Here is a 14,758-nt window from a genome sequence, read left to right on the forward strand (position 1 = left end):
CGCTTTGCATTTTCATTTTGCTAGATGTATCACGATAACGACTATGGCCATTCCTCAGCACACGATAGATCAAATTCTCGATCGAACTGATATTGTCGATTTAATTGGCCAACGCGTGAAACTTAAAAAAACGGGACGTACCTATTCAGGCTGCTGCCCGTTTCATCAGGAAAAGTCGCCATCATTTCACGTCTACCGTGACAAGCAGTATTATCATTGCTTTGGTTGCCAAGCCAATGGTAATGCCATTCGCTTTCTCATGGACATCGACAATCGGAATTTTGTCGATGTCATGAAAGATTTGTCTAGCCAAGCGGGTATTGAATTACCTAAAGACAATCAAGATTCGAAACGTCTCTCCTACAAACGAGAAACTAAACCTGTAGCAGCAGATCCAGTTGTTCCTACAAATTCTGTTCAGATTCCAACACCTCACAACCCGCAAATCGATCATGATCCATTTGAAGAATTTGGTAATATTGAGGATCCTTTTGCCCAGTTTGAACAATTTCAAGCATTCAATGAAGCCCCTACTCAAGAGGGTAATCTTTATGATTTGCTGGAGAATGTCGCGCAGTTCTATGAACGACAACTCCCCCAAAGCCAAAGTGCACAACAGTACTTTAAACACCGCGGCTTAGGTGCAGAGACGCTTCAATTCTGGCGTTTAGGCTATGCACCTGAAGATTGGCAACATTTGGAAAAAGCCTTCCCACAAGATGTTCAGGGCTTAAAATTATTGGGTCTAATCCGTACCAGTGACAGTGGGCGTGATTTTGATTTACTGCGTGATCGGGTGATTTTTCCTATTCGTGATGCCAAAGGTCGTGTGGTTGGTTTTGGTGGTCGTGCCCTGAATGACCAAATTAAACCCAAATATATCAATTCACCCGACTCGGAAGTGTTTCATAAAAATCAGTTACTGTATGGACTGTATGAGGGACGCAAACAAAAAGCTCAAGATTGGCTGATGGTTGAAGGCTACATGGATGTCATCGCGCTACAACAAAATGGCATTTATGGTGCAGTCGCAACACTGGGAACCGCCAGTAATACAGAACATTTAAATATTCTGTTCAAACAGAACAACCGTATCACCATTGCCTTTGATGGTGATACGGCAGGTCAAAAAGCAGCACGACGTACTTTAGACATTGCCTTACCCTTATTAAACGATGGTCGTGAACTGAAGTTTTTTGTGCTCCCCAATGATCATGACCCAGACTCACTGATTCGACGTGAAGGTTTAGAAAATTTCCAACGCTTATTACAACAAGCGCCGCTACTCTCGGACTTTGTGTTTGCACACCTTACCCAAAATCAAGATATCAGCAGCCCCGAAGGTAAAAGTCTGGTCATGGCGGAACTGCGCCAACTGACTGAACTGTTACCCAAAACGGGATCTTTTCGTTATCTTTTAAATCAATCATTTAAAGAAAAATTAGGGTTTGGTAAACGTTGGACACCACAACTCAGTAATGATGCATCTTTATCTTTTAACATTCGCACCAAAGACGAAGACTTTGCTATCGCCATCCTGATGAATCATCCATTTTTGTATATTCATTTTGAAACTTTACGCGCATTTGTGCCAAGTCAGGAATTACTCTCGCATGTACTCAACATCCTCAATCGGATTTTTGATAACTTACCTGATGATCAAGAGCTAGCAACCTATTACGTATTGGGTGCTTGTAGCACGTATAGTTTAGAAATTGCTGATATTATGCAACGTACCAATATTGAAGTGCTGACCCATGCACCTGAAATGGCAGATAAACTCGCGACTGAATATGCTTTGGGATTACAAGAAAAATATTTACGGCAGAAATTAAAAGACCCAAATTCATTACTTGAGTCACGTAATTTACGTCAACAATTGAACGAACTCACCAAGAAAATTGGGCTGCGTCTATTATCTTAAACCACAGAAATCATTGTTATTTTTTTGCTTTACGTCGATGCGCTGCAACATTGGCTAGACTTTGCTGTAACTGTTCAAAATAAGCAGGATCTTCTGCCTTGGCTGCATCACGTAACACAATAGAGGTTGGATGTAGCAATTTCTGCGTTAGACGATGAGCAAAATCTTGCATAATTTGTGCAGCATTTTCCCCTTTTGCTAAGCGAGACAAAGCCAACTGCAATTCTTCTTGTTGTAATTCATGCCCATGTTGACGATATTGATGAATAGTTTCGCCTGCTTCATTGACCCGTTCATGGGTAATCAGCTCAATGGCTAATTGATTCACCATCACTTCCGCTTCAACAGCCGCCTGACGACGCTGTGCAAGATTTTCATCAATAACTGACTGTAAATCATCCACACCGTAGAGATAAACACCATCTAAAGATTCAACTTTAGGTTCTATATCACGCGGTACGGCAAGATCAACCAAGAGCATCTGTTGATAACGGCGTTTCTTTAAGGCACGCTTTACATCTTGATAGGAAATAACCTGATGCAAACTTCCCGTACAGCTTGAAATCACATCTGCACGATATAAGTTTTCAGCCAGCACTGCAAAATCAATAATCTCAACATCAACCTGATGTGCAATTTCTTGTGCTAACAATTCAGCACGCTCACGGGTACGGTTACAAATCAGCACTTTGCCAACACCCATTTCCGCCAAATGTTTAGCTACCAAGCTATTCATTTCACCTGCGGCCACAATCAGCACAGTCATTTTTTCAGGTTGGCTAAAGACTTGTAAGGCTAACTGAGCTACGGCATAACCCATTGAAACAGCATGGCTACCTACCGCTGTTTCAGAGCGGACTCGTTTTGCAGCATAAAAGGCATATTCAAAAATTCGGTTTAAATTACCTGAAACCGTATGTGCATCTTTGGCTAAAGACAGTGCCGATTTTACCTGTCCTAAAATTTGTGGTTCGCCGAGCATTAGAGAATCTAGCCCGCTAGCCACACGCATTAAATGCGTTACCGCTTGTGCATCTTCATAACGATAGACATGATTGACTAATTGCTTAACATCTAAATGATTTGCTTGGGCGAGCCAACTGAGTACCATATCCGCATTTTCAGATATGGCATAAACCTCGGTGCGGTTACACGTCGACACAACCACCAAATCATTTAATTCAGAGTTGTGACTTTGCTGAGCAAGCAATACACTAAGCTTTTCAGCATTAAATGCAATTTGCTCACGCAACGCTACTGACGCGGTTTGATGGTTGACCCCCAATGCAAAGAAAGACATATCAAATCATCAATTCACTAAATTTATGCTATTGTGCAACATCGGTGTCATAAAAAGCATTACTTGGATCAAGAAAAAATTGCGTCAAACAAACAGCCGTATAAACGGCACGACGATAAAGCAGTATTCTACCACATTCTTACTGCTTGGTAGCATGGCTTCTGGTACTCATGTACGAGCATCAGAGGTTGTTTATCATGCAAATTCAAATAATAATGCCATAAAACAAAGCATGATTGCCGAATTTGCTTTGGCTTATCACAATATTCCAACCGCTTTGCACAACTACACCGTTCTGGCCATTCGCAGCAATTCTACTCTAGTGAAACAACGCGCACTCAATATTGCACTGGAACAAGATGATCTAAAAGCGGCGCTTGATATTGCGACACATTGGGTTGTTCAAGAACCTGAAGATGTGCCCGCGCTATTTTATTTATCGCATATCGCCCTAAAAGCGCATGAATACGAGCTGGCTGCAGAAACGCTCGATAAAATATTAATGATTGATCCTAATGCGGATTTAGAGCAAATTTTGGCGGGTATTTCACCTGAATCACAAGCAGACCGTGAAGTTCTGCTCAAGACTTTGTCTACCAGTAAAGAAAAAGACAACCCATCCATTTTGGTGCTAATTGCAGGCTTAGAAGCACAAAATGGTCAATTCGATCAAGCGTTAATTACCATTAACCGTGCCTTACGCAAGCGCCCGAAAGTCACTGGCTTTATTCTCATGAAAGCCAACTTGCTGACTGTCTTGGGTGACGAACAAGAAACCTTGAAATGGTATGATAAATCTAGTCGTAAACATCGTGATAATTTAGAAGTTCGACTGGCAGAAGCCAAATATTTAATTAAATTAAATCAGTCAGATACCGCACTTAAAAAACTCGAGAGCATCTTAAAAAAGTGGCCCAAGCAAGAAGAAGCACTCTTTCTGGCTGGGCTGACCAGTATTGATTTAAAACAATACGAAGATGCAGAAAAATTTTTGGTTGAACTAAGATACTCAGCTCAATATCAAAATGATGCCTACTACTATTTGGCCGTCAATGCAGAACGCAAGCAGCACTTTGAAACAGCCAAAGCCTACTACCGTTTGGTTGATGGCAACCTCTATCCTGTCTCTAGACGCAGCATGATTAGTATTTTTGCACAGCAAAATAAGCTACAAGATGCCTTACGTTTTTTGACTCAGGAACGGGTCAATTACCCACAACACGCCAGTTTCCTCTATCAGGCACAGGCAGATATTTTAAAACGCATGAGCAACACCAAAGCTGCGCGCCGTTTATTGGATGAAGCCATTAAAAATCTGCCAGATGATCCCGACTTAATTTATGCTGAAGTATTATTACTTGATCCATTTCAAGATCGTGCCAAGTTAGAACAACTCCTCAATCGCTTATTAGAAATTGAGCCAAATAGCCCAACCTATTTAAATGCTTATGCCTATACGCTTGCTTTACAAAATCGGCGTTTAGATGATGCACGGCATTATGTTGAACTCGCATTAGAATATACCCCCGATCAAGCATCAATTTTGGATACGCTAGGATATATCACTTATTTACAGAATGACTTTGCGACTTCTGCACAAGTACTTAGCAAGGCCTACACATTAAGCAATAGTGTTTCAATAGGTGTTCGATATGCCAAGGCATTATATATGCAAGGAAAAATTACTGAATTCAGCACCGTGTTACAACAATTAAAACAAAAACACCCAAATGATCCTCAATTGGAACAACTGAATTCGTTACTGTTACCTCAACAAATGAAAAAGAGCTAATTGATTTTGATGCGTGTATTTTCAAAAGTCGGTGTGACCGTATTTGTCAGCAGTGTTTTATTTTTAACAGGTTGTCAGCAATTTACCAAACCGCAAATTCCTGCTGAAGGCCCAAATGCTACTGAACAGAATCATTTTAATTTGCAAGGCAAAATTGGCGTGCGTACCCCACAACAATCGGGTAGCGCCTTTTTTACATGGCAGCAACAACAGCAAGAATTTGATATTGAACTCAGCGGTATTCTTGGCGTAGGTAAAACTCAAATTACAGGAAAGCCCGGCGCTGTAAGCCTAAATAGTGCGAAAACAGGTTTAATTCAAGCCGCCACACCAGAAGAATTACTGCAACAAGCCACAGGCTGGCAAGCACCAATTACCCATTTAATCGACTGGGTACAGGCTCGACCAGCAACGCTACAAGCACAAATCAATAAGGATGCAGCGAATCGCCCGCAAAAAATTATTGAAGATGGCTGGCAAGTCGACCTTAGTTATAACGATACTGCTCAACTACCCAATAAATTAGTTCTGAAACAAGAACTTGAATCTGGTAAAGAAAATCGTATTACAATGCTCATTCAAAACCGTTAATTCTGGCTGGCTATGATTCGCGTACCCTCTCCTGCAAAACTCAATCTGTTTTTACACATCACTGGACGTCGTGAAAATGGATATCACGAGCTGCAAAGTATTTTTCAACTGATAGACTTATGCGATTGGTTGGAATTTGAACCTACTCAGCAAAATGACATTCAGATCGAAGGCTTAAATGCCGTCGATCTGGAGCAGAATTTAATTTACAAAGCCACACAGATGTTAAAACCGTTGGCAAAGCATCTCACTGGCTTGAACATCAAAATTGAAAAAAATATTCCGATGGGTGCAGGACTCGGTGGTGGATCATCTAATGCTGCGACCACCCTTATTGTTGTGAACCAACTCTGGCAGTGTGGCTTAACAATTGAACAATTGGCTGAACTGGGGGTAAAACTTGGTGCTGATGTGCCTATTTTTGTACATGGGCAAAATGCATGGGCAGAAGGCATAGGTGAACACTTAACATTCATCAACTTAGATCAAAAACAGTACATAGTGCTAAAACCTGATTGTTTTATCAGCACTCAACTGCTTTTTTCACAAAAAACGTTGACAAGAAACTCGAAGCCATCTAAATTTTGCGCCTATCAGATAAAGCCATCTGACTTTGGAAATAACTTTGAACCTTTGGCAAAAAGTCTATATCCTGAAGTCAATGAAGCAATGCAATATTTAGATCAGTTCGGTGTTGCAAAACTTACAGGTACAGGTGCTTGTGTTTTTACTGAAGTAACTGCTGAAATGCACGTAAATGAAATTCTCGAACATGCACCATGTAAAGCTTACTTGGTAAACAGTTTAAATGAATCTCCATTACGTCATTTTAAAGTTCAATAGGGGCGTCGCCAAGTGGTAAGGCAGCGGGTTTTGATCTCGCCATCCGTTGGTTCGAATCCAGCCGCCCCTGCCAATTTCACCTGTAGATGTATGTATTAGGGGCGTCGCCAAGTGGTAAGGCAGCGGGTTTTGATCTCGCCATCCGTTGGTTCGAATCCAGCCGCCCCTGCCATATACACACATCAAATTTAGGGGCGTCGCCAAGTGGTAAGGCAGCGGGTTTTGATCTCGCCATCCGTTGGTTCGAATCCAGCCGCCCCTGCCAATTTCAAGCTTAAAAGACAGAACAACACTTTGCATCTTCTTGTTAATTTACCTTGACATGAACGCGCAAAAATATTAAAGTTCTGCCGCATTAGGGGCGTCGCCAAGTGGTAAGGCAGCGGGTTTTGATCTCGCCATCCGTTGGTTCGAATCCAGCCGCCCCTGCCATCTAATTTCAAACACACCAACCGCCAAGGGTGCTTCATGCCCAATCTTGTCGTTTTTAGTGGAACTGCTCATCCACAATTCGCTCAAAAAGTCGTAAGCCATTTGCACATTCCTTTAGGTGCTGCTTCAGTTTCAACCTTCTCTGATGGTGAGATTGCTGTAGAAATCACTGAAAATGTTCGTGGTAAAGACGTATTTGTCGTACAACCTACTTGTGCGCCTACTAATGATAACCTTATGGAAATCTTAGTGATGGCAGACGCCTTACGTCGTGCAAGTGCTGGTCGTATAACTGCTGTCATTCCTTACTTCGGTTATGCCCGTCAAGACCGTCGTCCTCGTTCATCTCGTGTTCCAATCACTGCAAAAGTTGTCGCAGACATGCTGACTACTGTAGGTATTGACCGCGTTGTGATGATCGACCTACATGCAGACCAAATCCAAGGTTTCTTCGATATCCCAGTAGACAACATTTATGGCACTCCAGCATTACTTGCTGACTTACGCCAACAGTCTCATGACAACCTCATGGTTGTTTCTCCAGACGTTGGTGGTGTAGTTCGTGCTCGTGCTGTTGCTAAACAAATGGGTGATATTGACCTTGCGATTATCGATAAACGTCGTCAAAAAGCGAATGAATCACAAGTGATGCATTTGATTGGTGATGTGAAAGGTCGTGATTGTGTCATTGTTGATGACATGGTAGATACAGCAGGTACTTTATGTAAAGCTGCTGATGCACTGAAAACTTTTGGTGCTCGTCGTGTTGTTGCCTATGCAACTCACCCTGTACTTTCAGGCAAAGCAATTGAGAATTTGAAAAACTCTGTCATCGATGAACTCGTAGTTACAGATACAATTCCGCTTTCTGAAGAAGCACAACAGCTTGGTAAGATTCGCCAAGTTTCGGTTGCCAGTATGGTTGCTGAAACAATTCGTCGTATTAACAACGAAGAATCTATTAGCGCAATGTTCGATAGTTATCTATAATATAGCGCTAAAATTCCAAAGCCCTGCCCAGTGCAGGGCTTTGTCTCACTAGGTCGGTCGCAGATCTAGTTTATTTAATAAACTTAAATTAAGGATGTCTATCATGGCAAACTTCGTATTAAACGCACAAGCACGTGAAGCAGCTAACCAAGGGAAAGGTGCGAGCCGCCGCCTTCGTCACGCTGCACAAGTTCCAGCAATCATCTACGGTGGTAATGCTGAACCTGTAGCCGTTACTTTAGAACTTCGTGAGCTTGTTAAAGCTTTAGAAAACAACGCTTTCTTTGAAGAAGTTGTTGAAATCAAAGTTGGTGAAAAAGTTGAAAACGTTAAAATCCAAGCGTTACAACGTCACCCAGCTAAAAACACACCTATGCACGCTGACTTCAAACGCGCATAAGTGTTGAATGGTGTAATTAGTGGCTAATATATCGCTAATTGTTGGTTTGGGTAATCCTGGAAAGGAATATGCCCAAACCCGCCATAATGCAGGCTTCTGGTTTGTAGAACGCATTGCAGAAAAATATGGCATTACATTAAAAGCCGATCCCAAATTCCATGGAATAAGTGGTCGTGGTAATATCGAAGGTCAAGACGTTCGTCTGCTTTTACCAACAACCTTTATGAACCTTTCGGGCAAAAGTGTTGTTCCCTTCTGCAAATTTTATCAAGTTGCTCCTGAAGCAATGTTAATTGCCCATGATGAGCTTGATATGAACCCAGGTATCATTCGCCTCAAAACTGGCGGTGGTCATGGTGGTCATAATGGATTACGTGACATTGTTCCACACCTCGGTCCAAATTTTCATCGTCTACGTATTGGTATTGGTCATCCTGGTTCTAAAGAACGTGTCTCTGGACATGTGCTTAGCAAAGCGCCAAGCAGTGAACAAGGTTTAATGGATGATGCAATCGATCATGCACTATCACGACTCAAGTTACTCGTGAATGGTGATATTCAGCAAGCAATGAATCAAATCAATGCTTATAAACCCAACTGAATTTATTTGAATTGTTAAACAATCGTTCTTGCCATGTTGTTCATTTCAGAGCAGAATGCCTTTTTTGCCGATTACTGATCTTGTAAGAAGCGATTGATTCAAACAAAAGATAAAGGTCTTAGGTCCACTCAGGAGACGCTCGCCATGCTATCTCGTTTACTAAAATGCAAAATTCACCGCGCTGTAGTTACCCATGCTGAACTTCATTATGAAGGTTCATGTGCAATTGATGGTGTGTTAATGGATTTAGCTGGTATTCGCGAATACGAAGAAATCCATGTTTGGAACGTGACCAACGGTAAACGTTTCGCAACTTATGCGATTCGCGGTGAAGACAATTCTGGCATTATTTCTGTGAACGGCGGTGCTGCCCACCAAGCAGATGTTGGTGATCTTGTGATCATTGCAACTTTTGGTGCATTTACCGAAGCAGAAGCCAATGCACATAAACCTCGCTTGGTCTATGCCAACCCAGACAATACAGTCAATCACACCGCAAACTGTATTCCAGTTCAAGTGGCATAAGATAAATAAGAAGCTCGCAAATCGCGAGCTTTTTTATTCCGAACATATCTAAAAGTCTACGTACAATTCTCGTTCTTTGCATTTGCCACTTCCCTTCTCAATATGCTTAGCAAATTTATTGCAATCATTGTCAGAAATAATGATGATGCTAAAGTTAGATGAAATATCACATTTTCTGTAAAAAAGTTTATACTAGCAGCACATCGCTTCAGGGCGGGGTGCAATTCCCCACCGGTGGTAAGTTCTAGTCTCTAATACTAAGAACAAGCCCACGAGCGTGTAGCCTTAAAACTACATGCAGATTTGGTTCAAAGCCAAAGCCGACGGTATAGTCCGGATGAAAGAAGACGACGTGACTAATAAAGTCTCAGGTGCAAGCCTGCGATCATTTATTGCTACGCCAATTTTTCAAAGTCCTGAAATGTTCAACCGTATCTTCAACTTACGCGAGCGTTTCAATGTCTAGTTTAATTCAACCAGAACTCTTTTTTTCAGCACTTCCCCCAGCAGAACAGCGTATTCAACAAGCATTAGCTGACATTCGCCAAGGTAAACCTGTTTTGGTAATGGATGATTTTGATCGTGAAAATGAAGCTGATTTAATCATTTCAGCAGAAACATTAACGGTCGAAACCATGGCTCGTATGATTCGTGACGGTTCTGGCATTGTTTGTTTATGCCTCACCAACGAGCTCGCAGATCATTTAGACTTACCCCCTATGGTCAGTGACAATTCAAGCCAATTTAAAACTGCCTTTACCGTGACTATTGAAGCTGCTCAAGGGGTAACAACTGGGGTTTCAGCGCAAGACCGTGTAACCACTATTCAAGCAGCAACACGTACTGGTGCAGTAGCCAGTGACTTGAACCGTCCTGGTCATGTATTCCCATTACGTGCGCGTGATGGCGGTGTCCTCACTCGTCGCGGGCATACCGAAGGCACAATTGACCTTGCGCGCTTGGCGGGACTGAAACCTTCTGGGGTTTTATGCGAATTGACTAATCCAGATGGCAGCATGGCTTCTGGTATTCAAGTTTTGGCTTATGCAGAAATGCATCAGCTTACGGTCATTACCATTGAAGAACTGGTGCAATATCGCTTAGCTCATCACGTATAAATGACACAGTCCCAGTCTTCATTCTGGGACTTTTTAAATCTGATCAAGAATCACATTTAAAACAATGTGGCATAAATACCATAAAGTGCGACAGCAATTAAAATCACACCACAACAAGCCAATAGATGCTGATACATCTTGGAACGTGAAAAACGATTAAACATTAAATATACAAATGATAGTGTTGCAAAATCGAGTGCAATCCAACTTACGGTCAGGATACTTAAACTCAAATTTAAATTTGGCGTAATCTGTACAAATTGTGGGAAGAAAGACGCAAAGAAAATAATATCTTTAGGATTTGAAATGGCGACAAGGAAACCTTGCTTAAATCCACCATTAGCAACTGTGCCTGAGGTATTTCCAGTACCTACATCACCCTGCCACACTTCTCTTAAAATTTGTATACCCAAATAAACAATATACAGACAGCCCAAAATCTTAATGACATTAAACCATTGCTCGCTAATGGTTAAGAAACCTTTGAGAATTGCAATGGATGCAGCAATTAACATTAAAGACGCCAGATTCGTACCAAAAATGGTTTGCAAGGCACGACGATAGCCCCCTTTTAAACCCGCACTTGCCACCAATAGCATAACGGGCCCAGGTGTAGCGATCATAATCACAACAGCAAAACAATATAAAAAGTATTCAATATAATTCACAAGTCATTACTTTCTTTTATAAAAATTAAAATAAAGCGCGCGTTTTAATCTTCTTCATCATCACGTAATAAGCTATGACTAATTCCATCAGCACGTAAAAATGCCAGATCATAACTTGCAGTCGCCAATGCCAACACGCGACGCTCAAACTCCTGCCACAAACCTTTCACTTGCAGTTGAGTAATGCCCAAACCACTTTCTTGAGTAAAATTTTTGTTTTTTTCACAAATTTTCAGGGCGTGATACAACTTACGTCCTTTAGAGGCTTCTGGTCGTAACCGTACTCGCTTGGACAAGACAAAACCTTCGACATGTCGTAAATCTGCAAAGGGGAGCATGGGAACTAGAATCTGATCTAATTGAGCATCTAAACGAATCCAAACTGCATTTTGCTGCACTGTTGAATAAGTATTCCACTGAATGACTTCATGATTAAAACGACGACATCCTCGACAAACTGCATCACCAAAGACCGTAGAACAACGCCCTGCACATGGCGTGAGTGAAGCGATTCGACGACCATTACTCAAAATAAACTCCTACAATCATATAGATAACTACTAGAAAACAAAATTTAATTCAATCAATTTTCAATTAAAGTTGCTTAAGCATCATACAGTTTATCACCTAATTTAAAAACCATAATTCTTGACGGGTTTTCTCGCTTATTACAGTAATTCGCGCTAAAATATGCGCCTTAAATTTTGTCCTATCGTTTATATTTGGAGTACTCCATGAACGCTACTGTAGAACAGCTTGCACCTGTAGAACAGCAAGCGACCGCTGATTGGGTTGTTGCCGCACTTTATCAATTCAAAGAAGTTCAAGATTCTGCTGATTTACAACAGCGTCTTTTAGACTTGGTAAACTCTATCAACCTATGTGGTACTCTAATTGTTGCAGATGAAGGAATTAACGGTACAGTTGCGGGTGACCGTGTAGCCATTGATGCTATACGTCAATTTCTATTAAATGAAGGCTTTAACGCAATGGAATATAAAGAGTCAACCAGCTCTGAAAAGCCATTCCGTAAAATGAAAATCAAATTAAAAAAAGAGATTGTCACTCTGGGTGTAGAGGTTAAACCACGTGATTTGGTCGGTCACTACTTAGACCCTAAAGAATGGAATGATCTAATTGCACGTGATGACGTGATTCTGATTGATACGCGTAATGATTACGAATATAAAGCGGGTACTTTCAAAGGCGCAATCGATCCACAAACTGAAACTTTCCGTGAATTCCCAGAATACGTAAAGAAAAATCTTGAACAGCATAAAGACAAGAAAATTGCGATGTTCTGTACAGGTGGTATTCGTTGTGAAAAGTCGACTTCTTTGCTTTTACAAGAAGGCTTTGAAGAGGTGTATCACCTGAAAGGCGGTATTTTAAAATATTTAGAAGAAACCCCAGCTGAAGAAAGCATGTGGGAAGGCGAATGTTTCGTATTTGACGGTCGTACAGCGGTAACTCACGGTGTTGAAGAAGGTCAAAATATTAAATGTCATGCATGTGGTTGGCCATTACTTCCAACTGAAGTGGAAGAGCCAAGTTATGAACATGGCGTGTCTTGTAAATATTGCGTAGATAAAACCACGGATAAGCAAAAAGATGGTTTCCGTATGCGCCAATCTCAAATTGCGGCGGCAAAACGTAAACGTCTTTAATTATTTCTCGATATTTTAAAAAGCCTCCTCTCTTGGAGGCTTTTTAACACTTAGATCAATGCAAACAAATACAAAACAAAGCTTTACCGCTGTTTCAAATCCTACTAGGATAAATTGTCTTCACTTTCATAAACGTATATGAACCTGACAGAATGGATTATCTTCGTTATGGAGAAATTGGGCTATCTCGGGATTGCCCTCTTAATGTTCCTCGATAATATTTTCCCCCCTGTGCCTTCCGAAATTATCATGCCTTCCGCAGGTTATTCCGCCTCATGCGGTGACCTACTGCTCATAGGAGTGATTATTGCAGGTTGCATCGGCTCTCTAGTTGCCGCAGCAGTTCTATATTGGATTGGTTATAAATTTAATCATGCAACTATCTTTCGCTTCGTTGACCGATATGGCAAATATTTCTTTGTTAAATCAAGCGATGTTAAAACTGCCCTAGACTGGTTTGAACATTATGGGCACCGTATCGTCTTTTTTGGTCGTATGGTTCCTGCTGTCCGTTCTCTGATTAGTATTCCTGCGGGCATGAGCCGTATGCCATTTTGGAAATTCATGTTCTACAGCAGCTTAGGTACCATTATTTGGACCAGTTTCTTAGCCTGCGTAGGCTTCTATTTCGGTGAAAATCAAGCACTCATGCATCAAATTTTTAGCCAAGTAGGCTATGTGATGCTTGGTATTGCCCTGCTCATTATTTTATGGATTTTCTATCGACGATATCAGAGAAAAAAACAACATTTTAAAGACTAAATTGATTTAATTTAAGGATTTACATGAAGCATTATTTAAAACATTTTGCTGCAATTTACAGTATCGCTTTAGTGATTCTTGTGGCTATTCTGATTTTTGGTTTACAGTTAGGCGGAATTACTCTCATTCCTGCTTTGATTGCTTCCGCTTTACTAAGCGCAAGTCATTTTGTCAAAAAAGAACAACGCCTACCTAGCAGTGATGAAAAAATTCAATTGGTTTGGGGCTGTAGTGCCATTGCCATTATCATCGCGAGTTTCTTTGTGTTCTTCTTGGTACTGATGAACCCCAATGCAGAGCAAATTTTAAAAGCTGCGGATGAGGCTGGCCTCGGTCTTTCAGCACTCATTATGCTGTGCTTAATAGCAGTTCATGCTGTCATTTTTCATTTTGCCTATGGTTGGTATACAAGCTTTATCGCAAGAAAACAGCACCTAATGTAACACTCTCGTCACGTTAAGCTCAAAATGAATGAGATGACTTCCAGTACATAGTTAACACAAAAAAAAGCACCTGACGGTGCTTTTCTTTTAATACTATAGGGTTAGTTTGGTGTGTGATACATGAGCCGCGATTGTAGCAGCGCAAGATGCAACATCACGCTGGCGTGTGGTACATTAAATAAATTTCATTTAAATTGTCTGGAATTTCTTCCGCCAATTCATCCATTAATTGACCATTGCGACGGAAAGATTCCATTTGTGGATCTTCATCATCAATGCCACTGAACACCATGATTGGTAAAGTTAAATCAACCAATTGTTCTTCGTATTCTGGCGCAAACCATGCTTCTTCATTTAGGAACATCGCATCGACAAAGCCAACACTCCAGTCACCCAAACTTGATTCCACATCAGCTTCTTCAATTTCAAAAGGAAATTCAATTCCTTCTTCATTCGCCAAATTCTGACGAATACTGTCTAGCCAAGATTTGACTTGTGCAATAATCTCAGCAGGAACTTTTTTCTGATTACTTTCAAAAAGCTCATCTAACCAGCGATCAAATTGCGGACCAACCGCAATTGCACATAAAAAACCATGAGTCGCTGCGAAATCTAGACCATGCTCATTTTGGTCACCATCTAGATATTCACTCAATAGGTCTAAATCTAAAGCACTCATTTTATATCCAAGCTTAAAATTGT

General features: G+C 41.1%; 16 protein-coding genes, 4 tRNA genes and 1 riboswitch. Of the genes, 16 read left to right on the top strand and 4 right to left on the bottom strand.

Annotated elements, in window-relative coordinates; genetic code table 11:
* The first annotated feature begins 43 nt into the window (after positions 1-43).
* Complete coding sequence (locus E0H82_RS00450) at positions 44-1,924, top strand: DNA primase (protein ID WP_131262502.1); 1,881 nt, start codon at positions 44-46, stop codon at positions 1,922-1,924.
* Between the two features lie 16 nt (positions 1,925-1,940).
* On the opposite strand, the gene hemA is transcribed toward E0H82_RS00450, so the two are convergent.
* Entirely contained in the window at positions 1,941-3,224 is a 1,284-nt protein-coding gene (hemA, locus tag E0H82_RS00455) for a glutamyl-tRNA reductase (RefSeq protein WP_131262503.1), read from the bottom strand.
* A gap of 79 nt (positions 3,225-3,303) precedes the next feature.
* On the opposite strand from hemA, the gene E0H82_RS00460 reads away from it, so the two are divergent.
* The 12 genes from E0H82_RS00460 (at position 3,304) to ribB (ending at position 10,516) form a co-directional block, all read left to right on the top strand.
* On the top strand, positions 3,304-5,016 hold the full coding sequence (locus tag E0H82_RS00460; RefSeq protein WP_213073946.1) for a tetratricopeptide repeat protein: 1,713 nt from the start codon (positions 3,304-3,306) through the stop codon (positions 5,014-5,016).
* A 9-nt stretch (positions 5,017-5,025) separates the two neighbouring features.
* A complete protein-coding gene (gene lolB, locus E0H82_RS00465) occupies positions 5,026-5,607 on the top strand; it encodes a lipoprotein insertase outer membrane protein LolB (protein ID WP_131262505.1) in 582 nt (193 codons plus the stop codon).
* Between the two features lie 12 nt (positions 5,608-5,619).
* On the top strand, positions 5,620-6,450 hold the full coding sequence (gene ispE / locus E0H82_RS00470; protein WP_131262506.1) for a 4-(cytidine 5'-diphospho)-2-C-methyl-D-erythritol kinase: 831 nt from the start codon (positions 5,620-5,622) through the stop codon (positions 6,448-6,450).
* Positions 6,449-6,523, top strand: a tRNA-Gln gene (locus E0H82_RS00475). The genes ispE and E0H82_RS00475 overlap by 2 nt, the downstream gene beginning before the upstream one ends.
* A 24-nt stretch (positions 6,524-6,547) precedes the next feature.
* Positions 6,548-6,622: transfer RNA gene (locus tag E0H82_RS00480), tRNA-Gln, on the top strand.
* Positions 6,623-6,640: 18 nt separating this feature from the next.
* A tRNA-Gln gene (locus E0H82_RS00485) sits at positions 6,641-6,715 on the top strand.
* Positions 6,716-6,807: 92 nt separating this feature from the next.
* Positions 6,808-6,882, top strand: a tRNA-Gln gene (locus E0H82_RS00490).
* A 36-nt stretch (positions 6,883-6,918) separates the two neighbouring features.
* Positions 6,919-7,872, top strand: a complete 954-nt coding sequence (locus E0H82_RS00495; RefSeq protein ID WP_116759853.1) for a ribose-phosphate pyrophosphokinase — start codon at positions 6,919-6,921, stop codon at positions 7,870-7,872.
* A 103-nt stretch (positions 7,873-7,975) separates the two neighbouring features.
* Positions 7,976-8,272, top strand: coding sequence for a 50S ribosomal protein L25 (gene rplY, locus E0H82_RS00500; RefSeq protein ID WP_131262507.1), 297 nt, complete (start codon positions 7,976-7,978; stop codon positions 8,270-8,272).
* 19 nt (positions 8,273-8,291) lie between these two features.
* Entirely contained in the window at positions 8,292-8,873 is a 582-nt protein-coding gene (gene pth / locus E0H82_RS00505) for an aminoacyl-tRNA hydrolase (protein ID WP_131262508.1), read from the top strand.
* Between the two features lie 144 nt (positions 8,874-9,017).
* Positions 9,018-9,398, top strand: a complete 381-nt coding sequence (panD, locus tag E0H82_RS00510) for an aspartate 1-decarboxylase (RefSeq protein ID WP_016165796.1) — start codon at positions 9,018-9,020, stop codon at positions 9,396-9,398.
* Between the two features lie 201 nt (positions 9,399-9,599).
* A riboswitch (FMN riboswitch) is annotated at positions 9,600-9,751 on the top strand.
* A 105-nt stretch (positions 9,752-9,856) separates the two neighbouring features.
* A complete protein-coding gene (gene ribB, locus E0H82_RS00515) occupies positions 9,857-10,516 on the top strand; it encodes a 3,4-dihydroxy-2-butanone-4-phosphate synthase (RefSeq protein ID WP_131262509.1) in 660 nt (219 codons plus the stop codon).
* Between the two features lie 56 nt (positions 10,517-10,572).
* Here ribB and E0H82_RS00520 read toward each other — a convergent pair whose 3' ends face one another.
* Entirely contained in the window at positions 10,573-11,184 is a 612-nt protein-coding gene (locus E0H82_RS00520; protein WP_131262510.1) for a LysE family translocator, read from the bottom strand.
* Positions 11,185-11,228: 44 nt separating this feature from the next.
* On the bottom strand, positions 11,229-11,714 hold the full coding sequence (locus E0H82_RS00525; RefSeq protein ID WP_131262511.1) for a DUF1289 domain-containing protein: 486 nt from the start codon (positions 11,712-11,714) through the stop codon (positions 11,229-11,231).
* A gap of 204 nt (positions 11,715-11,918) precedes the next feature.
* Here E0H82_RS00525 and E0H82_RS00530 point away from each other — a divergent pair, with 204 nt between their 5' ends.
* From E0H82_RS00530 to E0H82_RS00540, 3 genes are all read left to right on the top strand, one after another.
* Entirely contained in the window at positions 11,919-12,851 is a 933-nt protein-coding gene (locus tag E0H82_RS00530) for a rhodanese-related sulfurtransferase (RefSeq protein WP_131262512.1), read from the top strand.
* A 138-nt stretch (positions 12,852-12,989) separates the two neighbouring features.
* Positions 12,990-13,613: a DedA family protein gene (locus E0H82_RS00535; RefSeq protein WP_131262513.1), complete on the top strand. Its 624-nt coding sequence runs from the start codon at positions 12,990-12,992 to the stop codon at positions 13,611-13,613.
* A gap of 23 nt (positions 13,614-13,636) precedes the next feature.
* Positions 13,637-14,056, top strand: coding sequence for an ABZJ_00895 family protein (locus E0H82_RS00540; protein WP_131262514.1), 420 nt, complete (start codon positions 13,637-13,639; stop codon positions 14,054-14,056).
* A 154-nt stretch (positions 14,057-14,210) separates the two neighbouring features.
* Here E0H82_RS00540 and E0H82_RS00545 read toward each other — a convergent pair whose 3' ends face one another.
* Positions 14,211-14,735 carry a YecA family protein gene (locus E0H82_RS00545; RefSeq protein ID WP_116759871.1) on the bottom strand — a complete coding sequence of 175 codons (525 nt, stop codon included), beginning with the start codon at positions 14,733-14,735 and terminating at the stop codon, positions 14,211-14,213.
* Positions 14,736-14,758: the final 23 nt, after the last annotated feature.

It is taken from the genome of Acinetobacter sp. ANC 4910, assembly GCF_004331035.1.
GTDB lineage: Bacteria > Pseudomonadota > Gammaproteobacteria > Pseudomonadales > Moraxellaceae > Acinetobacter.